Genomic DNA, 18,582 nt, shown 5'->3' on the forward strand with positions numbered 1-18,582 from the left:
TCCTGGTTGAAGTAGGACTAACCCTCGCCCCGCACCTTCCGCTTCAGGTGGGCGAGTTGCGCCTCCGCGGCCGATTCCATCGCGGCCCGGTCCAACTGGTGCTGTAATCCCGAATCGTCGACCTCGGGGCCGACCCCGGGCACCGGCGGCGCGGCGCCCCGGCGCTGCTGGAACTCCAATCGCATCGACTCGTATTCCCGCTCGGCGAGCGCCAGTTCATCGCGCTGCACCTCCACCTTCCGCCCCAGCAACTGGACCCGCTCGCGGTGCCGCGCGGTGAAGCGGTCGGCCACCTCTGCCGTCTCCTGGTCACCGATCTCCGCGGCCATCCCCCCGCGCCGCGCCGCGTCGGACAACTGCTGCCGCTCCTGCGCCAGCGCACGTTCGGCCGCGGCCAGGGCGTCGCGCATCGTCGCGAGTCCGACCTTGGCGTCCACGAGCGCCGCGTGCAGCGCCTGCTGTTGCTCCCGGGCATCGGCCGGCGGCGTCCGCTCAGCGAGAAACCGATCGAGGCGGTCGCGCAGGTTCTCGAACACCCTCAGGACTTCCGAATCGTCTTGGCGTAGAACGGGGTAAAGACCCGCTCGACCTTGGCGGATCCGCAGGCCGGGCAGGTCACCTTCACCCGGCCGAGATCCCGCATCGGCAGGTGCCGCGTGAAGGCGTGGTCACAGGAGGTGCAACGATAATCGTATGATGCCACTGGTCGAGCCTTTCTGGCAGGATGGGGAATGTTACGGATCGGCCCGAGGGGCGTCAAGCGAGGCGTCCCCAGCCCTGCCCTCCCGGTGTAACTTTCGGCGACGTTCGTGCCCCCGGCGACACCGACCCGGAGAGACCCCATGATCCGCCACCCCGGCCTTGCGCTCCTTCCCCTCCTGCTGCTCTCCGCCTGCGGCGACGGGACCCCGCGTTCCTCCTGCGGCGTCGCCTCGCTCGCCGGCCCATCGTTGCTGCTCGCGGAGTTTGCCGTTCCGGGCCAGACCCTGGGCCTGCCTCCGGAGTCGCTGCCGCCGAAGCTGGTGGCCAGAATGGCGGTGGGAGCGGCGATGCCGGCAATCGTGGGGCGGACCGACTCCGGGTGGGTCATCGGCGTCGAGGGATCGCTCCCGGCCAACGTCACGCCGGGGTTTGGCGTGGTGGTCCTGAACACGGACGGGTCGGCGCGCGGTGTCATGCTATTCGAAGGCGCCCCCATCGCGCAGGCGCCGGTGCTCGGATCGGTGACGATCGAGTCCGCCACCGTACCACTCCTGGGCATTCAGTTGAACCCGGGCAAGTACGAAGACCCGAAGTGCCCCGTCTTCCCCGATTCGGTGTTGCGATAGGGGACTAGAGCAGCCATTCCCCACGGTGGCGGGCCCGCGCGATGCGGTCGTCGGTCACGATGTTTGGGAAGAAGACACGGTCGCTGAGCGCGGTGAGGGCGCCACGCACGACCGGATATCGCTCGGCCGCGGTCCGGAACACCGTCTCGAGCCCCATGCGGTCCGCCAGGGCATGATCGGCGGCCAGCGCGTACCCGCGCCGCCCGAGCGAATCGTAGTAGCCCAGGCCGGGGCCGCCCCGGCGGACGCGCCGAGCCGCGATGTAGTCGGGGAAGATCCCGGCCAGCCAGAGCGCGTAGTTCCCCAGGTGCGCCATGACCTTGAACCGCCGGTCACCTTCCGTCTGATCAAGGTCGGCCACGATGTCCACGAGGTACCGATGCCGCTGGTCGTCGTTCCAATCCACGCGCCAGGCCCGATCTCGCTGACCGAAGGCGAGCAGCAGCGCCGCGAGGTAGTCGGCCAGGTCGGCATCGTCCACACCCTCGGCGCGGAGCGCGTGCCGGACCATCACGTAGAGGAAGAGTGCTTCCGAGGGGGCCAGCAGCGTCCGCACCGCGAGGAGGCGCTCCGCCAGTTCCGGCGCGTCGAGCAACGGACCGGGTCCTTCCTGGGCCAGGCGGCGCTCCCAGCGACTGCGCGCCACGGCCGAGCCTCCCGCCAGCAGCAGGAGGACGAGTTGCAGGTCGGATGGCTCGAGGTGTCCTCGGGTGTCCGCGACAATCATCAGGTGGTCCCCCGTGATTGATTCTGTCACGCTCCGTCGACTGACGGAGTTTTCGCGCTCCCTGCTCACCGCCCGCGAGGAACCGCAGGTGGTCGTCCGGTTGGGGGAGGCCCTCCGGGCCCTCCTGCCGGACGCCGTGGTGGCGACCGCCATGTACGACAGGCACCGCGCAATCCTCGTGCCCATCCCCGTGCCAACGGAAGATCGCACCACTTCGCAGCCTCCCCTCGAGGCGGCGTTGGCCGGCCCGATCGAGAGTGGCAGCGCCGAGGGGACTTGGGTGGCGGCGCCCATCGTCGTGGATGGAAACGCGGTCGGCGCCGCCGCGCTGTTGATCCGCGGCCGCACGGTCGCGCCGGCCGACCGGGTGGTGCTGGCGTCCTACCTCGAAACGGCCTCCCTCGCGGTGGAGACACTGCGTCGCGAAGCTTCGCACGAGGAGGCGCGCCGCTCCTGGGAACGACTGGTCGATGCCGTGCCGTATGCCCTCTGCCTGGTCGATGGGCAGGGCCGGGCACGCCGGGCCAACCGTGCGTTTGCCGACTTGGTGCATGCCCCGACCACGGCCATCGCAGGCCGGCCCTGGCTGGCCCTGGTACCGCCGGCGTGGGGCGAGGGAGTTGCCGCCGCCCTCGCGACCCCCGGCACCGCTGGCGAAGTGCAATTGCGCGCCGGCGTGCGCACCTTCGCCGTCAGCGCCTACCTCATCGGGCATCTGCCGGGCGATGCGGTCCTCGTCTTCGAAGACCAGACCGATCGCCGCCGCCTGCAGGATCAACTGATTCAATCTGAGAAGATGTCGGCGATTGGACAACTGATCGCCGGTATCGCCCACGACCTGAACAACCCCCTCGCCTCGGTCATCGGGTTCGCGGACTTCCTGCTGGAGGGCCGCGACGTTCCCCCGCCCCTGGTCGAGCCGGTCCGCGTCATCCAGCAGGAGGCCGAGCGCGCCGCCAATATCGTGCGGAACCTGCTGAACTTCGCACGGAAGCAGGACCACGCCCGCCGTGCCATCGGGTTGGAGCCGCTGCTCAACGCCACGATCACCCTGCTCCGCACCCAGATGGTCTCCCGTCGTGTCGAGGTGCTCCTCGACGTCGAGGAAGGCCTCCCCGCCATCGACGCCGACGTGGGCCAGGTGCAGCAGGTCTTCGTCAACCTCATCAACAACGCGGCGCACGCGATTGAATCCGCCGGCCGCGCCGGGCGGGTCGTCGTGCGCGCCCGTCCCTGGCGGGACGGCGTGGCCGTGGAAGTCAGCGACGACGGCCCGGGCATGACGGCCGCGGTGGCGGCCCAGGTCTTCGAGCCGTTCTTCACCACCAAGCCCGAGGGCCAGGGCACCGGGCTCGGGCTCTCCATCTGCCAGGGCATCGTCAAGGAGCACGGCGGACGGATCGTGCTCTCGACCGCGCCGGGCCAGGGCGCGCGCTTTACCGTCGAACTGCCGCGGAGCAACCGAAGCGCCGTGGACCCGATCCCACCACCGGCGGAGACCAGCACCCCACCGCTGCGGATCCTGGTCATCGACGACGAACCGCACATCCTGCACTATATGCGCGCCACGCTCGAGGCGTGGGGGCACGGCGTGGAAGTGGCGGGCGACGGCGAGGAAGGGCTCGTGCTGGCGGCCGACGGCGACTTCGACCTGATCATCTCCGACCTGCGGATGCCGCGGCTCACCGGGCGCGAGTTCTTCGAGGCGCTCAACCGACGCAATCCCGAGGCGGCCAGCCGCGTGGTGTTCAGCACCGGCGACACCGTGCACGGCGACACCACCGCGTTTCTCGAATCGCAGGCACACCCGTTCCTGAACAAGCCGTTCAGCCTCGCCGAGCTGCGGGCGCTCCTCGCCCGCGCGGTGCCGACGCCGCCGGCATGAGCATGCGCGTCGTCCATGTCGCCTCAGGACGCGAGTGGCGAGGGGGGCAGCGGCAGGTCTGGCTGCTCGCGCGCGCACTGGCGCGGCAATCCGATGTCGCCCAGGTCGTCGTCACCGGCCGTGGAAGTGAGCTGGCGCGGCGGCTCGAGGCGGCCGGGGTGCCCACGGTGGCGCCCACCTGGAGCGGGGCGCTGGACGCGCGCGCGCTGTTCGCCACCCTGCGCGCCGCCGACCGGCGCAGCATTCTGCACGCCCACGACAGCCACGCCCTCACCCTCGCCGGGCTCGCGTCGTTCGTCACCAGCCACGCCCTAGTCGCCACCCGACGGGTGGACGTACCCCTGCGCCGCACCGGATTCTGGCATCGCGCCGACCGGATCATCGCCGTGTCCGGGGCGGTGGAGGCGGCGCTGACCGCGCGGGGCGTGCCCGCATCGAAAATCGCCGTCGTCCACGACGGCATTCCGGTCGCGGAAGTCGCCGCCATTCCCCCGGAAGACCTCCGCCCCAGACTTGGACTCGCCCCGGGCACGCCGCTAGTAATCACCACCGGGGCGCTGGTTGGGGTGAAGGACCACGCGACGCTGATCCGGGCCGCGAGCATCGCGGCTGGGCGCCGCCCAGACCTGCACTGGGCCATCGCCGGCGAGGGACACCTCCGCGCCTCCCTCGAGGGGCTGATTGCAGAGCTTGGGCTCGGCGGCCGCGTGCACCTCCTGGGGGACGTGCCCGACGCGGCACGGTTCGTGGCCCTCGCCGACCTGTTCGTGATGTCCTCGATTCGCGAAGGACTCGGCACATCCGTGCTCGAGGCGATGGCCCTGGGAACCCCGATCGTCGGGACCCGGGCGGGGGGAATCGCCGGGTTGCTGGAGGGCGGCGCGGGTCGGCTGGTGCCGCCCAGGGAGCCCGCGGCACTGGCCACAGCTGTCCTGGAGTTGCTGGACGACCCCACGGCACGGGCCGCTCTGGCGGCACGGGGACGCGAGACGGTCCGCCAGTACGGCGACGAAAGGATGGCCGAGGGCGTCTTACGGGTATATCGTTCCCTCACTTCAGACCGATGATGAGCAATGCTTTATATCTGCATACCGAGCCGCAATGAAGCGCCCACTGTCGGCCTCCTCCTCTGGAAGATCCGGCAGGTGTTCGCGTCCACTCCCCGCGAGTACCAGTTGCTCGTGGGGGACGACGCGTCCACCGATGCCACCCGGGAGGTCCTGGCGCCCTACGCGAAGGTTCTGCCGCTGACCATCCTCCGGACGGAGAAGCACCAGGGGTATGCGCGCACTCTCGAGCGCCTCCTCAGGCATGCTGTCGCCCTCAGCGACCGCCCCCGGCGGGACTCGGCGGTCGTGCTGCGAGCCGACTTCCTGCACGATCCGGCCACGATTCCCGAACTGCTGAAGAAGTTTGACAGCGGCGCGGACCTGATCGTGGCCGAGAGCCAGGGCGACGGGGCCCCGACCCGTGGGCACCGCTGGCTCCGTCGCTATGCGCCGCTGTTGCTGCGCCGTCGGGTGCGTGTTCCCGGTGTCCGCGACACCGCCTCCGGCTTCCTGGCCATGCGGCTCAGCGTGGCCAAAGACGCCCTTCCGGGCGACGGCGCCGTCCTCACCGCCGACGGATGGGCGGCGAATGCCGAGCTGATCGCACGGGCAGCCGCGGTGTCCCGCCGAGTCGAGGGCGTGCCGACACGGGAACGCTACGACCTCCTGCAGCGGCCCATCGAGGGTGACCCGTGGGCCGCGGCCAAGGCGCTGTGGCGCACTGCCGGCCGGCTACGGCTCCCTGCCACCGCGGCGGGTCGATGATCGGCGTCGCGCTTCTCCTCGCTCTGCAGGCGCCGCTCGCGGCGCCCCCGGCGCCGCAAGCCACCACGCCTGCCTACCCCTTTGCCGTCGGCGAGCGGCTGACGTATTCCGCAAAGCTCGGCATCCTGACCCTCGGCGAGGGCCATGTCGAGGTGGCCCGCCGGGATACGGTGCGGGGCGTCGAGGCCTTCGTGTTCCAGTTCACGCTGGCAGGCGGCGTCCCCATCTACAGCCTCGATGACACGCTGGAGTCGTGGACCGGCGTCGACGACCTGCTGTCCCGGCGGTTTGTGCAACGCCAGTTCGAAGGGGGCAAGACCCGCTTCCGGCACTATGAAATCTTCCCGGACTCCGGCCTCTACCACGAACTCTCCCGGAACAAGACCGGGCTCTCGTCGCAGTTCCCCATCGACGATGCCGCATTCCTCTACTTCGTCCGGGTGACGCCGCTCGAGGTCGGGAAGACGTACGAGTTCGACAGGTATTTTCGGAAGGAGCTGAATCCCGTCGTGCTGAAGGTGCACAAGCGGGAGGAGATGGAACTCCCCGACGGATCGAAGGTCCAGTGCCTCGTGGTACAGCCGATCGTGGGGGAAAAGGGCAGCCTCTTCGGACGGCAGTCCGACACCAGGGTCTGGCTGACGGACGACGAACGCCGCATCCCGGTCCAGATCCGGATTCGCTTCCCCTTCGGCACCATCACGATGCGCCTGAAGGAGATGCAGTTGCCACCGCTCCCGGCGGCGGGCGACGGCTCCCCGACATGACCTACCGCGAACCGGACCTGACGAAGATTCGGACCGTCCCGGTCGCGAACCGGGCCAACAAGGTCGAACCGGGACTGCTTGCCCATCCACCAAAGGGCGACCGCTCCTTCGGCGCCTTCCTCAACAGCCTGCCGGATGTTCTCGCCGCCCGCGACCTCCGCACGACGGCCGACGCCGTGGCGGGCGCGGCACGCAACGGGCGCGGGGTGGTCCTCCTGCTCGGCGGCCACGTGATCAAGGTCGGCCTGGGCCCGCTCGTGGCCGACTGGATCCGGCGCGGCATCGTCACCCACGTGGCGATGAACGGCGCGGCGGCCATCCACGATTTCGAGCTGGCCGCCTTTGGCGGAACGAGCGAGGACGTGGCGGCCGGACTTGCCGACGGCACCTTCGGCATGGCCGAGGAGACGGGACGGGAAATGAACGCGGCCATCGGCGCCGCTGCCAAGGCCGACATGGGGATGGGAGAGGGGCTCGCCGCGCACCTGGCGGCACTCAAGGAGCGCCCCGGCAACGACGTTTCGGTCCTGCTGGCGTGCCTCCGGCACCACATCCCGGTGACCGTGCACACCGCCGTCGGCGCCGAGATCATCCACCAGCACCCGACGGCCGATGGCGCCGCCATGGGTGCCACCAGCCATCGTGACTTCCTGCGGCTGGCCGGGTCGCTTCCCGACATTGACGACGGAGGCGTCGTCATGAATTGGGGGAGCGCCGTGATCATGCCCGAGGTCTTCCTCAAGGCGCTGACCGTGGCGCGGAATCTTGGCGGGGGCAAGCCGACGCACTTCCTGGCCGCCGACTTCGACATGCAACGGCACTATCGGCCGCGGATGAACGTGGTGCAGCGCCCCACGCTCGCCGGGGGGACGGGAATCCAACTCACCGGCCACCACGAGTTGATGTTCCCTATGCTCTATTGGGCGGTACTCGAGCAGTTGCCGGCGTAGGTCCGCGGGTCCCCGGAACGCAAGACGCGCCCGGGAGCACCGGGCGCGTCAGGACCTGAAGGAGTTCCGTTGCGAATCAGGCGGCTGGTTTGCCTGAAATCGTCTCTTTCACCTTGTCCGCCGTGCTGGGGCTGAACACACGCAGGACGAGGTAGATGATGAAGCCCCAGAAGGCGAAGTAGATGATCGTACCGACGAGGCTCAGGAAGATGCCGAACACGGAGCCGAGCAGCTTCAAGACGATCATGGCAATCACTGCAAACGCTGCGAAGCCTGTAATTGAGCGGATCATGGTGCACCCCTTCAGGTTGACGGTCGTGGCACCTATACGCCCGGATGTTTCAAAAAGTTTCGTGGAGCTGTAAGTGACTACTGTATTTGATGTTATCGTTGTCGGTGGAGGCGCAATCGGCGCCGCCTGTGCCCGGGAACTGGCACGGGCCGGTCGTTCTGTGGCCTTCATGGACCCCGATGGCGACGAGGGCCAGGCGTGGCGCGCCGCGGCCGGCATGTTGGCACCCGAGGTCGAAACCCGGGACAGCGACGATCCGACCGTCGCGCTCGGGGTGGCCGGGCGGGATCGTCTCGTCGTCCTGGCGGAGCGGTTGAAGGAGTCGATCGGCGCAGATATCGGGCTTTGCCAGGATGGGATAGCCCACGCGGCGTTCGACGAGGCCGACGAGACCCTGTTGCGGGCCCGGGTGGCGCACCAGCGCCAGCAATCGCTGCACGTCGACTGGCTCGATGCCGAGGAGGCTCGCACCCGTTGGCCCTGGCTGGGACCGGCCCGCGGTGCGCTGTGGGCGCCTGCCGGCGGGGGCGTCGATCCGCAGCGACTGGTCGAGGCGCTCCGCACCGACGCGGTGCGGCTGGGCGCCAAGCTCATCAAGGACCGCGTGGTGGCCATCGAGCGGCACGGCGACAAGGTCGCCGCGGTGCGTGGGGCCGAACGGTACGCTGCGCTGGACGTCGTCATCGCGGCCGGCGCGTGGTCGGGCATGATCGAGGGGCTGCCCCGCCCGCTGGCCGTCGCGCCGGTGCGGGGCGAGATGGCGGCGCTCCCGGCACCCGAGGGGATGGGACGTGCCATCGTCTACGGCAAGGGGGCCTACCTGATGGGCCGCGGCGATGAGGTGACGGTCGGCTCGACCATGGAATACGCCGGCTTCAATAACGAGGTCACCGCCGCCGGGCTCGCGCGGATCTTCGCCGGGGCGAGCCAGCTCTGTCCTGCCCTCGCCAAGTCGCCGGTGACCCGCACCTGGTCGGGCCTCCGCCCGGTGTCCGCCGACGGCCTCCCACTGCTCGGCCGGGATCCGTCGCTGAACGGGCTCTGGTACGCGACCGGGCACGGCCGGAACGGCATTCTCCTCTCCGGCATCACCGGCGTCCTCATCCGGCAGCTGATCGTCGGGGAACCGACGGTCATCGAGGACCTGCACGCTTTCGACCCCGGCCGGTTCTGGAAGTGGTGAGGCCAGCCGCCGCCGCGCTGCTGCTCCTGACCCTCGCGTCGGGCAGCGTCGAGGCCCAGGGATCTTCCTCGCTCGGGGCGGAGCGCAAGGCGTACGCCGATTGGCTGACCACGGCCGCGACTTCCCCACTGGCAGCCGTCGCGATGCAGCGCCTCAGCGGCATGGTCACCCTCGGGCCGGACACCGCAGATATCCCGCTTCCAGGCTTCGGGCCGGCGTCAGTGACGGAGCGAAAGGGAGCGGTCACCTACCAGGGCCCTGACGGGAAGAGCCGCCTGCTCCCGAAGGGACGACCCATCGCCATGCCCCCATGGACACTGCAGGTCATCGGGGGTGGGCGCAGCCCGGTGCTCCTGGTGTACGGCAAGCCGGGGGGCACGGTCCCAGGATGGTATGCGGTCAACCCGCAGCTCACATTCACCGTGCCGCTGGAGGCCGCCACGCCGCCCTCGCGTCGGCGGGTGCTGACGCTCGACGGCATCGATGTCGAAGGAGAGACGGTCGGCTACGTCTCGGTGACCATCGGAGGCGCCACCACCCGGCTGCTGGTCATGCGGTTGCCGATCCCTGGGACCGAAGAGACCGAACTGCAGGTCTATTTCCGGGACCAATCCAACGACCACGGCACCTACCCTGCTGGTCGGTTCGTGGAACTCACGCCGACCTCCACCGGCGCCTACCGCATCGACTTCAACCGCGCCCGCAACCCCTTCTGCGCCTACAGCTCGGTGTACCCCTGCCCAGTACCCTGGTCCGGCAACACCATTCCCGCATCAATCGAGGCAGGCGAGAAGTACCTGCCCTCCAAGCCTGGGAGCTAGCCTGACTTCCCTGACTCTCCTCCTGCTCGCCGCCCTGCTGCCTGCCACCGCCCCGCTCGCCGGGCCGTGGCGGGCTGCGCTCGATCTCGCCGGCGGGACGCTCAGGTTTTCGATCCAGGTCGACGACGGCACCCTCCCTTCCGCCCAGCTCTGCAACGGGACTTTCTGCGAGCCCTTCTCGGCGGTGCGGGTAACTGGCGACACGGTGCTCTTTGAGATCGGCGACTATGCGGCCTCCATTCGCGCGGTGCAACGGGGCGACTCGCTCGTCGGCGCCTACTCCAACGTCGGCAATCGCGGTCCGCGGACCATCCCCTTTCGGGCGGCCAGGGGCCGCTGGCCGGTGGAAGAGGCGCCACCGGAACTGCTGGGCAGGTGGGACGCCTGGTTCGGGTCGGAGGGCCGGCAAACGCCGCGCATCCTGGAGTTCGCCAACGGACCGCTCGGGCTTGGGGCCACCGTCCTCTCCAACTCGGGGGACTACGGCGCTTTCTGGGGCGGGGCCTCGGGGAGGGAGTTCTCGGTCGGCCACTTCGATGGCTCATTCGTCTACATGATCACAGGGGAGCTGGTCGGAGACAGCCTCGTCGGGACGTTCCACGCCGGGCTCCGGAGCCAGACTCCATTCTCGGCCGCGCGGCCCACCGGGAGCCCGCACCTCAAGCCTCCCACCGAAGTCACCACCGCCGATACGACCGCGCCATTCCAGTTCGCCTTCCCCGATCTCCAGGGGCAGGTCGTGACGAACGAGGATCCCCGCTTCCAGGGGAAGATCGTGATGGTGGACATCTTCGGGACCTGGTGCCCCAATTGCCAGGATGCCGCGCCGACGCTCCTGGAGCTCTACCGGGACTACCATGCCCGGGGCTTCGAGGTGGTCAGCCTGGCCTACGAGGTCACGGGAGACCCAGAGGTCGACGGGGAGCTGGTCCGGCGGTTCCGGGACAAGTTCGGGATTCCCTGGCCGATCCTGCTGGCCGGGCTCAATGACACCGAACTGACCGCCGCCACCCTCCCGCAGCTGGACGGCTTCACCGCCTATCCCACCCTGCTTTTCCTGGACCGGACCGGCCGGATCCGGAAGATCCACGCCGGCTTCTATGGCCCGGCGACCGGTGCCCAGCACACGAAACTCAAGGCCGACCTGCACTCGTATGTCGAGGAGCTTCTGGCCGCGGAGTAGGTTCGGACGGCATCTGGACCCGATATCCTACTTGAGGTCCGGGTGTCTAAATCACTACCATCATTACAGGTTATCGGCATGCAGACCCTTGCGCTTTTAGAGGGAATTGCCCATCGTGGTGGCGTCTGGCCCCGGGCCGGCGGGGCGGTCGTCCGCCCAAAACGCACATTCAGGGGGAGGTCGTTCGCATGACCCGTAGTCTCGGCAGGATCGTTCTTGTGCTCGGCCTCGCGCTCATTCTGGCCCGCCCGGCCTCGGCCCAGCTGGCCATCGGAATCACTGGCGGCGTCAACTCCGCCACCTTGACGGGAAGCGACGCAGACCAGATCAACGTCAGCGCGAAGACTGGCGGCGCCGGTGGCGCGTACGCCAACATTTACCTGGGGCACCGCTTCTCCGCCGAGGGGCAGCTCCTTTTCCAGGGCCAGGGATTTACGGGGACTGACTCGACCACGGGGGACATCGATGTGGCCCAGGGCTACATCATGGTTCCCATGCTGCTCAAGGTCTACTTCGGCCACCTGAACATCTTTGCCGGGCCGGCCATCAGCTGGGAGGTCAGCTGCACCGCCAACTCATCGGGCACCTCCGGCGAATGCGACGCCTCAAATTCGAGCCTCTGGAGCGGTATCGCCGGGTTGGGTATCCAGTTCGGGCGGTTGGGGGTTGAGGCGCACTATCAGTCCGGATTCAGCGACACTTTCGACGGGGTCAACGCGTCATATGGCGTCTGGTCGCTGATGGGCCGGTTCGCCATCCTTGGGAGCCGGTAACCGCCCGTCGGGCCAGAGGGCCGTTCATTCCTCCTTCATGGGAGGTTCATACGACATACCCGATACTACGTGGCTGGATGTAGTGCACGGCAGCCGTTGGACTGTACCCCATCAGCAAAGGAGCGAGCAATGCGCAAGTTGATCCGGATTTCAGCCCTCGCGGCCCTGGCGCTCAGCGCCTTCGCCATGACTGCCCAGGCCCAGGAAAAGACCATGGGAATTGTGGCTGGTGTGGACTTCTCCACCATGACTGGAGATTGGGCGTCCGACGGGAACTCGTCCAGAACCGGGTTCATGGGCGGCTTGTTCTACACCATCCCGGTCGGCGGCGGCAACATCGCGATCGAGCCGGAAGTCCTCTACTCCATGAAGGGCGAGAAGTACGACAATACGGACTATTCAGGAACTGAGAAGCACGACTACATCGAGATCCCTGTCCTCTTCAAGTGGTCCGCGAAGCCGAGTGGTCAGGGCGTCTACCTGATGGCTGGTCCGGCCATCAACTTCAGCGTGGCCTGTGAGGATTCCGGCACCGACAAGGAGTCGGGCACCGACTACACCGACAAGTGCAGCGACTACCCCGAGGTGTCGGTCAAGTCGCCCATCAGCGGCGTCGTCGGCCTCGGCTTCAGCAATGGACGATTCGGCATCGAGGGGCGGTACGACTTCGACCTGAGTGACGCCATCTGTGTCGACCTCGGTACCTCGAGTGGCGGGAACATCTGCGGCAAGAACCAGGTGTGGGCCATCTTGTTGCGCGTGACGAAATAGTTGCCCGCAGCATTAGTTCGACGGCCCCGGACCGTCCCGGGGGTCGTTCCATCGGCGGTGGCGCGGGCCTTGCTGTCCAAGAGTGGTTGTTCCAGTAGTGAGCACCAAAGGTCGTTTTTCCTGCAGTTCCGTTTCACAACTCGTTTTGGAGATCGCAATGCGCAAGTCGTTCCGGATTTTTGCCGTGACCGCCGTCGCCCTCGCGGCGACTGCCATGACCGCCCAGGCCCAGCAGGCCAAGCAGTTCGGCATCGTCGCTGGTGTGGATTTCGCCGATATCACGGGCACCGACTTCGATGGCACGAGCTCGAAGACTGGTTTCGTCGGTGGCCTGTACGTGGCCATCCCCATGGGTGACCGCGTGGCCATCGAGCCCGAAGTGCTGTACGCCAGCAAGGGCGCCCAGGACAGCGAAAATTCCAACTTCAAGTTGAACAACAACTACATCGAAATCCCCGTGCTGGTTCGTTACAGCTTCAACAACAACGGTGGTCCGTACCTGCTCGCCGGCCCCGCGGTCGGTTTCAGCATCTCGTGCAAGATCACGGATGGCTCCACCGACGTTGACTGCTCGGACACGAACGGCCTCGGCCTCCAGACCAACACCACCTTCGGTGGCGTCGTGGGCCTCGGCTTCCAGAAGAACCGCTTCGGCCTCGAAGGGCGCTATGACTTCGACTTCGGCAGCGCGTTCAAGGATTCGAACGGGAAGAACGCCGTGTGGGAAATCCTCGCCCGGATCATGATCAAGTAACACGATCCGACCATTGGAAACGAGACAGCCTCCCGGCGATTGCCGGGGGGCTGTTTTGTCTTCCTTGCACCTGCGTGACCGGAGCACTTCCTGGCGAACCGGCAGCTGGCGTACTAGCGTCTAGCCGTAGAGAATGCAGTGCCCGCTCTGGCTCACTACCGCCCGGAGGCTCCTTTGCGTATACCTGCATCCTTCCTCTGGATCGTCTCCACCCTTTTGTTCTCGCTGAACGGAACTGCCTCTGCCCAGGAGCCGAAGATGATCGGCGTCCTGGCGGGCGTGGACAACTCTAGCCTCAGCGGCGGCGGCACATACGGGTCCACAAATCGCACGGGCTTCATGGGCGGCATCTTTCTCGGCATCCAGGTTTCAGAGTCGTGGATCCTTGAGCCAGAAGCCCTGTACGCCATGAAGGGCGCTGGTTGGGAGAACGGTCCACTCCACGGCATGCTGGCCCTCGACTACCTCGAGATCCCCGTCGTCGCCCGGTACAGGCTCAACGCCGGTAGCGGTATCTACTTCCTGGCCGGACCGACGCTCGGGTTCAACGTCGCCTGCCAGGAGTCGTACGATACCTACAACGCTCCCCCGCTTCCGGGCGCCACGTCGACCAAGGCAGCTGTCTCGGGCTACGACGTTTCTCAGGCCTGCAGTGACGGCGCGTTTCGCCCGAAGAACACCATCGGGGGAGTCGTCGGCGCCGGGTTCAAGCGCGGGGTCGTCGGATTCGAGGCACGATTTGAACTCGACTTCAGCAATGCTGTGGGCACGGCGGATGGCGCTGACGTGAACGCCAAGAATCGCGTCCTGGCAGCACTCGTTCGGATCGGCACCTAGGCTCCGGTCGTCCCTACTCAGGAGACTGACATGAACTGCAGGGCTCTCGTCGTTGCACTCGGCATTCTGGGACCGCTCGGCGGGGCCTCGCCCCTCACCGCGCAGGAAAAGGCCATCGAACTGACCGCCGGGATCCTCGGACTCGGGTATACCACCTGTAACGGCTGTAATGGCGTCTTCGAACTGGCCACGGGGGGCGCGAACGATGGCATCTTCACCGGATTCGGCGGCGGCTCCGTGGCACTCGGGGTTTACCTGTCACCCGAGGTGGCCATCGAGCCGACCATCGCCGCCAGCGTCCTGAGCAGCGGCGGCGAAACGGCAACGATACTCAGCCTCGGAGTGGCGGTGCCGTACTACTTCGACAAGGGGTGGGGACGCAAGGGAGGGTACTTCGCGCCCAAAGTGACGGTGAACCACGCGAGTGGCGGGGGGCAGTCCTCGGACCAGTTCGCCATCGGCGTCGGGGTGGGGACGAAACTGGCCCTCAACGACGCCGCAGCCCTGCGGCTCCAGGCAAGTTTTGACTACGGCTTTGAGGGTGATTTCAGCGCGACGACATCGTTTGGCGCCTTCTTCGGACTTTCGGTGTTCCTCAAGTAGCGCACCGACGGCCGGCGGTCCCAAATCCCGAGATCAGGGGTCGAGAATCCCCCCCCTTCCCCATCGCCGAGTCCCGCCGTACTATCCATCCGTTCCGGCTGGACAACGAACGGATTCGGCGGCAATTCCTCTACCTTGAGGCCCTCATGCGTACTTGGTTTCGTCGGTGTTCCACACTCGCCGGTCTGGCCCTGGCTGCCACCGCACTCACCGTCACGTCGGCGTCAGCCCAGCAGCAGACCAAGGCGGGGTTCCTCGGCGGCGCCGCCTTTACCACGCTGATGAGCGTGGATTCGGTCTCCGTCCGGTCATCCACCGGCTTCGCGGGCGGATTCTTCGTCTCCGTTCCGGTCGCCAAATCGGTGATGGTCGAGCCCGAAATCCTGTATATCAACAAGGGTGCGGGTATCGAGGACACCGAGGTCACGCTCAACCTGAACTACGTTGAGATTCCGGTCCTCCTCCGCTACGAATTCACGGAGGGTGGCGGCCCGTTTGCCTACGTCGGCCCGTACATCGGGCTGAACGTGAAGTGCAACACGGTGGTCGACACCCTCGCGGTGCCGTGCTCGGACCAGGGTGTCGACGCGAGCACCGATTTCGGTGGCACCATCGGCGTCGGCTTCCGCAAGGAGGCCTGGGGCTTCGACATCCGCTATGACTACGGCTTCACCGATGCCATCAAGGATGAGAAGGGGAAGAACTCGGCCCTGATGGTCCTGCTCCGCGTCGGGATCAACTAGCTCCCGCGGCACCGCCAGCGGCCCCCCGGACGGATCCGGGGGGCCGCTCGCTTTGTCCCCCGCACCGCCTATCCCAAAGCAGTGGAACATCTTCCGGTGCCCCCTCCGGGCGACTAGTTTCCTACCCTGACTTGGCCGGGCTTTCCCGGCCTTCGCCGCCTCAAGGAGCCGCCGGTGGCCGTTCCGCTCGTGCAATTGAGTCGTACATCTTCCGCCCCGCCCTCGGGCCAGTCGGCCGTGCCCGCGACCCCGGTCCGGAAGCCCTCCTGGCTGAAGGTCCGGACTCCGGGCGGCCAGAACTACGTCGAAATCCGCGGGATGATGCGGGAGCTGGGGCTCCACACCGTCTGCGAGGAAGCCCGCTGCCCGAACATCGGGGAGTGCTGGGAGCACAAGGCCGCCACCTTCATGATCCTCGGCGACGTCTGCACCCGGAACTGCACCTACTGCGCGGTGGCCCACGGCACCCCGAAGCCGTTCGATCCGGTGGAACCGGTCCGGCTCGCCGAGGCGGTCACCCGGATGGGGCTGCAGCACGTCGTGATCACCTCCGTCGACCGGGACGACCTGCCGAATGGCGGCGCCGAGGCATTCGCCGGATGCATCACCGAAATCCGCGCCCGGATGCCCGAGACCTCGGTCGAGGTCCTGATCCCCGACTTCAAGGGCTCCGAGCAGGCGCTCCAGCTGGTCATGGATGCCCGCCCCGACATCCTGAACCACAACCTCGAGACCCCGGAACGCCTCTACCGCCTTGCCCGGCCAGGGGGCCGCTATGATCGCGCCCTGCGCCTGCTGGCCAATGCGCGCCGGATGGGGGGACCCGACGCCCTGACCAAGTCGGGGATCATCCTCGGGATGGGCGAGGAGTGGGACGAGGTCCTGGTGTGCATGCGGGATCTGCGGAAGAGTGACGTCAACATTCTGACCCTCGGCCAGTACCTCCGCCCCTCCGGCGGCCATCTGCCGATTGCCCGCTACTACACCCCCGAGGAGTTCGCCGAGCTGCGTGACATCGGCCTCCGCCTCGGCTTCTCGCATGTCGAATCGAGCCCGCTGACCCGCTCCTCGTACCACGCCTGGGAACAGGTCGACAAGGCCAAAGAACAGAGGAACGCCTGATGGCAGGGACTCGTGCCTCCTCCCGAGGCAAGGGAGCGGCTCGCAGCGCCGATCCGGGCGCCAGCCCGGAGCAGTGCCGGACTTACCTCCGGCAGATGCGCCTGATCCGCCACTTCGAGGACAAGGCCGGCGAGGCGTACAGCCTCGGCAAGGTCGGCGGATTCTGCCACCTGTACATCGGGCAGGAGGCGGTGGCGGTCGGCTGCATGGCGGCACTGCGCGCCGACGACTACATCACCACGTCGTACCGCGATCACGGGCATGCGCTGGCCAGGGGACTCACTGCACGGTCGGTCATGGCCGAGCTCTTCGGCAAGGCGACAGGGTGCTCCCACGGCAAGGGCGGCTCGATGCATCTCTTCGACGCCTCCCTCGGGTTCCTCGGCGGGCATGGCATCGTCGGCGGGCATATTCCGCTTGCGGCGGGGATGGCGTTCGCGGCCAAGTATCGGAAGACCGACCAGGTGGCGGTCTGCTTCTTCGGGGAGGCGGCGGTCAACATCGGGTCGTTCCACGAGACGCTGAACATGGCCGCGCTCTGGAAGCTGCCGGCCATCTTCATCGTCGAGAACAACGGGTACGGGATGGGCACGGCGCTCGCGCGGGCCAGCTCCCTCCTCGACCTGGCCCACCGCGCCTATTCCAATGAAAGGACCGAGGAAGTTGTGGATGGCCAGGATGTCTTCGCCGTCCGGGGCGCGATGGATCGCGCCGTCAACCGGGCGCGGACCGAGTCGCTCCCGACCCTCCTCGAAATGCGGACCTACCGCTACGTCGGTCATTCGATGTCCGACGCGGCGCACGGCACCTACCGCAGCAAGGAAGAGGTGGAGGAGTTCAGGCAGCGGGATCCGATCAAGCTGCTCGAGGCGCACATGGTGGCCGCCAAGATGATCGACGAGGCGGGACTCAAGGCGCTCGACGAAGAGATCGTGGCCGAGGTCGATGACGCGGTGACCTTCGCGGAAGAGTCTCCCGACCCGGCGCCGGACGCACTGTGGACCGACGTGCTCGCGGGAGGGCAGTGAGATGGCGCTCCTGACCTACCGTGACGCCCTGAACGAGGCGCTCCGCGAGGAGATGGCCCTCGACGACCGCGTGTTCCTGATGGGGGAGGAAGTGGCCGAGTACGACGGCGCCTACAAGGTGAGCCGTGGGCTGCTCAAGGAGTTTGGCCCGCTGCGGGTGGTGGATACGCCCATTGCGGAGCTCGGCTTTGCCGGCATCGGCGTCGGGGCAGCGATGGTCGGCCTTCGTCCGATCATCGAATTCATGACCTGGAACTTCGCCCTGCTGGCCATCGACCAGATCGTCAACTCCGCGGCGAAGATGCGCTACATGTCGGGCGGGCAGGTCGGGTGCCCGATCGTCTTTCGCGGACCGGGCGGGGCGGCGCTCCAGCTCGCGGCGCAGCACTCGCAGTCGTTCGAGTCCTGGTACGCGCACATCCCCGGCCTCAAGGTGCTGACACCGGGAACGCCGGCCGACGCGAAGGGGCTCCTGAAGAGCGCCATCCGGGACGACGACCCGGTGGTGTTCATCGAAGGGGAGATGCTCTACAACGTGAAGGGCGAGGTGCCGGAAGGCGAGCACCTGGTGCCGATCGGCAAGGCGGACATCAAGCGCGCCGGCTCCGACGTGACGCTGGTGTGCTACTCCAAGACCGTCACAGTGGCGCTGAAGGCGGCGGACCAGCTGGCCGCGGAGGGGATCAACGCCGAGGTCGTGGATCTCCGGACGATCCGTCCGATGGATACCGAGACGGTGCTCAATTCCGTGGGCCGGACCCATCGGTGTGTCGTGGTGGAGGAAGGCTGGTCCTTCGCGGGCGTTGGCGCGCAAGTGGTGGACGAGATTCAGCGGCACATCTTCGATGAACTCGACGCGCCGGTGCTCCGGGTCACGGGTGCCGACGTGCCGATGCCATACAACAAGCAACTCGAGCGGGCGGCCAAGGCCGATCCGGCCAAGGTGATCGCCGCCGTCAAGAAGGTGCTCTACCTGGCCTGACGGCTGTCGCCACTTCATT

General features: G+C 67.4%; 22 protein-coding genes. 18 read left to right on the forward strand and 4 right to left on the reverse strand.

Annotated elements, in window-relative coordinates; genetic code table 11:
• Nucleotides 1-17 precede the first annotated feature (17 nt).
• Complete coding sequence (locus R2910_04575) at nucleotides 18-536, reverse strand: hypothetical protein (GenBank protein ID MEZ4412244.1); 519 nt, start codon at nucleotides 534-536, stop codon at nucleotides 18-20.
• A gap of 2 nt (nucleotides 537-538) precedes the next feature.
• Nucleotides 539-703, reverse strand: coding sequence for a zinc ribbon domain-containing protein (locus tag R2910_04580; GenBank protein ID MEZ4412245.1), 165 nt, complete (start codon nucleotides 701-703; stop codon nucleotides 539-541).
• Nucleotides 704-842: 139 nt separating this feature from the next.
• Here R2910_04580 and R2910_04585 point away from each other — a divergent pair, with 139 nt between their 5' ends.
• Nucleotides 843-1,328 (forward strand): hypothetical protein, encoded by a 486-nt coding sequence (locus tag R2910_04585; GenBank protein MEZ4412246.1) that lies wholly within the window; start codon nucleotides 843-845, stop codon nucleotides 1,326-1,328.
• A 4-nt stretch (nucleotides 1,329-1,332) separates the two neighbouring features.
• On the opposite strand, the gene R2910_04590 is transcribed toward R2910_04585, so the two are convergent.
• Nucleotides 1,333-2,055, reverse strand: coding sequence for a hypothetical protein (locus R2910_04590; GenBank protein MEZ4412247.1), 723 nt, complete (start codon nucleotides 2,053-2,055; stop codon nucleotides 1,333-1,335).
• Nucleotides 2,056-2,068: 13 nt separating this feature from the next.
• Here R2910_04590 and R2910_04595 point away from each other — a divergent pair, with 13 nt between their 5' ends.
• From R2910_04595 to R2910_04615, 5 genes are read left to right on the forward strand one after another with little or no spacing between them, the layout of a single operon-like run.
• Nucleotides 2,069-3,940, forward strand: a complete 1,872-nt coding sequence (locus R2910_04595) for an ATP-binding protein (protein MEZ4412248.1) — start codon at nucleotides 2,069-2,071, stop codon at nucleotides 3,938-3,940.
• Nucleotides 3,937-5,007 (forward strand): glycosyltransferase, encoded by a 1,071-nt coding sequence (locus tag R2910_04600; protein MEZ4412249.1) that lies wholly within the window; start codon nucleotides 3,937-3,939, stop codon nucleotides 5,005-5,007. Before R2910_04595 ends, R2910_04600 begins: the two co-directional genes overlap by 4 nt.
• A gap of 6 nt (nucleotides 5,008-5,013) precedes the next feature.
• A complete protein-coding gene (locus R2910_04605) occupies nucleotides 5,014-5,754 on the forward strand; it encodes a glycosyltransferase family 2 protein (protein ID MEZ4412250.1) in 741 nt (246 codons plus the stop codon).
• Nucleotides 5,751-6,521, forward strand: a complete 771-nt coding sequence (locus tag R2910_04610) for a DUF3108 domain-containing protein (protein MEZ4412251.1) — start codon at nucleotides 5,751-5,753, stop codon at nucleotides 6,519-6,521. The genes R2910_04605 and R2910_04610 overlap by 4 nt, the downstream gene beginning before the upstream one ends.
• Nucleotides 6,518-7,471 (forward strand): hypothetical protein, encoded by a 954-nt coding sequence (locus R2910_04615; GenBank protein MEZ4412252.1) that lies wholly within the window; start codon nucleotides 6,518-6,520, stop codon nucleotides 7,469-7,471. Before R2910_04610 ends, R2910_04615 begins: the two co-directional genes overlap by 4 nt.
• A 76-nt stretch (nucleotides 7,472-7,547) precedes the next feature.
• Here R2910_04615 and R2910_04620 read toward each other — a convergent pair whose 3' ends face one another.
• Complete coding sequence (locus tag R2910_04620) at nucleotides 7,548-7,763, reverse strand: hypothetical protein (GenBank protein MEZ4412253.1); 216 nt, start codon at nucleotides 7,761-7,763, stop codon at nucleotides 7,548-7,550.
• Between the two features lie 73 nt (nucleotides 7,764-7,836).
• Here R2910_04620 and thiO point away from each other — a divergent pair, with 73 nt between their 5' ends.
• From thiO to R2910_04680, 12 genes are all read left to right on the forward strand, one after another.
• Nucleotides 7,837-8,946, forward strand: a complete 1,110-nt coding sequence (gene thiO / locus R2910_04625; GenBank protein MEZ4412254.1) for a glycine oxidase ThiO — start codon at nucleotides 7,837-7,839, stop codon at nucleotides 8,944-8,946.
• On the forward strand, nucleotides 8,943-9,767 hold the full coding sequence (locus tag R2910_04630; GenBank protein ID MEZ4412255.1) for a DUF1684 domain-containing protein: 825 nt from the start codon (nucleotides 8,943-8,945) through the stop codon (nucleotides 9,765-9,767). Before thiO ends, R2910_04630 begins: the two co-directional genes overlap by 4 nt.
• 184 nt (nucleotides 9,768-9,951) lie before the next feature.
• Complete coding sequence (locus R2910_04635; GenBank protein ID MEZ4412256.1) at nucleotides 9,952-10,950, forward strand: TlpA disulfide reductase family protein; 999 nt, start codon at nucleotides 9,952-9,954, stop codon at nucleotides 10,948-10,950.
• 188 nt (nucleotides 10,951-11,138) lie between these two features.
• Complete coding sequence (locus tag R2910_04640; GenBank protein MEZ4412257.1) at nucleotides 11,139-11,723, forward strand: porin family protein; 585 nt, start codon at nucleotides 11,139-11,141, stop codon at nucleotides 11,721-11,723.
• 129 nt (nucleotides 11,724-11,852) lie between these two features.
• The gene (locus R2910_04645; protein ID MEZ4412258.1) at nucleotides 11,853-12,494 is read left to right on the forward strand and encodes a porin family protein; all 642 of its coding nucleotides are present in this window, start codon (nucleotides 11,853-11,855) and stop codon (nucleotides 12,492-12,494) included.
• A gap of 157 nt (nucleotides 12,495-12,651) precedes the next feature.
• Nucleotides 12,652-13,248 carry a porin family protein gene (locus R2910_04650; protein MEZ4412259.1) on the forward strand — a complete coding sequence of 199 codons (597 nt, stop codon included), beginning with the start codon at nucleotides 12,652-12,654 and terminating at the stop codon, nucleotides 13,246-13,248.
• A gap of 138 nt (nucleotides 13,249-13,386) precedes the next feature.
• Nucleotides 13,387-14,085 carry a porin family protein gene (locus R2910_04655; protein ID MEZ4412260.1) on the forward strand — a complete coding sequence of 233 codons (699 nt, stop codon included), beginning with the start codon at nucleotides 13,387-13,389 and terminating at the stop codon, nucleotides 14,083-14,085.
• 30 nt (nucleotides 14,086-14,115) lie between these two features.
• A complete protein-coding gene (locus R2910_04660) occupies nucleotides 14,116-14,688 on the forward strand; it encodes a hypothetical protein (protein ID MEZ4412261.1) in 573 nt (190 codons plus the stop codon).
• A 146-nt stretch (nucleotides 14,689-14,834) separates the two neighbouring features.
• Nucleotides 14,835-15,431 carry a porin family protein gene (locus tag R2910_04665; GenBank protein MEZ4412262.1) on the forward strand — a complete coding sequence of 199 codons (597 nt, stop codon included), beginning with the start codon at nucleotides 14,835-14,837 and terminating at the stop codon, nucleotides 15,429-15,431.
• 237 nt (nucleotides 15,432-15,668) lie between these two features.
• Entirely contained in the window at nucleotides 15,669-16,553 is an 885-nt protein-coding gene (gene lipA, locus R2910_04670; protein MEZ4412263.1) for a lipoyl synthase, read from the forward strand.
• The gene (gene pdhA / locus R2910_04675; protein ID MEZ4412264.1) at nucleotides 16,553-17,581 is read left to right on the forward strand and encodes a pyruvate dehydrogenase (acetyl-transferring) E1 component subunit alpha; all 1,029 of its coding nucleotides are present in this window, start codon (nucleotides 16,553-16,555) and stop codon (nucleotides 17,579-17,581) included. Before lipA ends, pdhA begins: the two co-directional genes overlap by 1 nt.
• 1 nt (nucleotide 17,582) lies before the next feature.
• A complete protein-coding gene (locus R2910_04680) occupies nucleotides 17,583-18,563 on the forward strand; it encodes a pyruvate dehydrogenase complex E1 component subunit beta (GenBank protein ID MEZ4412265.1) in 981 nt (326 codons plus the stop codon).
• The last annotated feature ends 19 nt before the right edge of the window (nucleotides 18,564-18,582 follow it).

This window comes from Gemmatimonadales bacterium (assembly GCA_041390145.1).
Lineage (GTDB): Bacteria > Gemmatimonadota > Gemmatimonadetes > Gemmatimonadales > GWC2-71-9 > SPDF01.

Coding starts and splice junctions, on each gene's coding strand:
- R2910_04585 (MEZ4412246.1), top strand. CDS start 843: ATGATCCGCCACCCCGGCCTTGCGCTCCTTCCCCTCCTGCTGCTCTCC.
- R2910_04590 (MEZ4412247.1), bottom strand. CDS start 2,055: ATGATTGTCGCGGACACCCGAGGACACCTCGAGCCATCCGACCTGCAA.
- R2910_04600 (MEZ4412249.1), top strand. CDS start 3,937: ATGAGCATGCGCGTCGTCCATGTCGCCTCAGGACGCGAGTGGCGAGGG.
- R2910_04605 (MEZ4412250.1), top strand. CDS start 5,014: ATGCTTTATATCTGCATACCGAGCCGCAATGAAGCGCCCACTGTCGGC.
- R2910_04610 (MEZ4412251.1), top strand. CDS start 5,751: ATGATCGGCGTCGCGCTTCTCCTCGCTCTGCAGGCGCCGCTCGCGGCG.
- R2910_04615 (MEZ4412252.1), top strand. CDS start 6,518: ATGACCTACCGCGAACCGGACCTGACGAAGATTCGGACCGTCCCGGTC.
- R2910_04620 (MEZ4412253.1), bottom strand. CDS start 7,763: ATGATCCGCTCAATTACAGGCTTCGCAGCGTTTGCAGTGATTGCCATG.
- R2910_04640 (MEZ4412257.1), top strand. CDS start 11,139: ATGACCCGTAGTCTCGGCAGGATCGTTCTTGTGCTCGGCCTCGCGCTC.
- R2910_04645 (MEZ4412258.1), top strand. CDS start 11,853: ATGCGCAAGTTGATCCGGATTTCAGCCCTCGCGGCCCTGGCGCTCAGC.
- R2910_04650 (MEZ4412259.1), top strand. CDS start 12,652: ATGCGCAAGTCGTTCCGGATTTTTGCCGTGACCGCCGTCGCCCTCGCG.
- R2910_04660 (MEZ4412261.1), top strand. CDS start 14,116: ATGAACTGCAGGGCTCTCGTCGTTGCACTCGGCATTCTGGGACCGCTC.
- R2910_04665 (MEZ4412262.1), top strand. CDS start 14,835: ATGCGTACTTGGTTTCGTCGGTGTTCCACACTCGCCGGTCTGGCCCTG.
- pdhA (MEZ4412264.1), top strand. CDS start 16,553: ATGGCAGGGACTCGTGCCTCCTCCCGAGGCAAGGGAGCGGCTCGCAGC.
- R2910_04680 (MEZ4412265.1), top strand. CDS start 17,583: ATGGCGCTCCTGACCTACCGTGACGCCCTGAACGAGGCGCTCCGCGAG.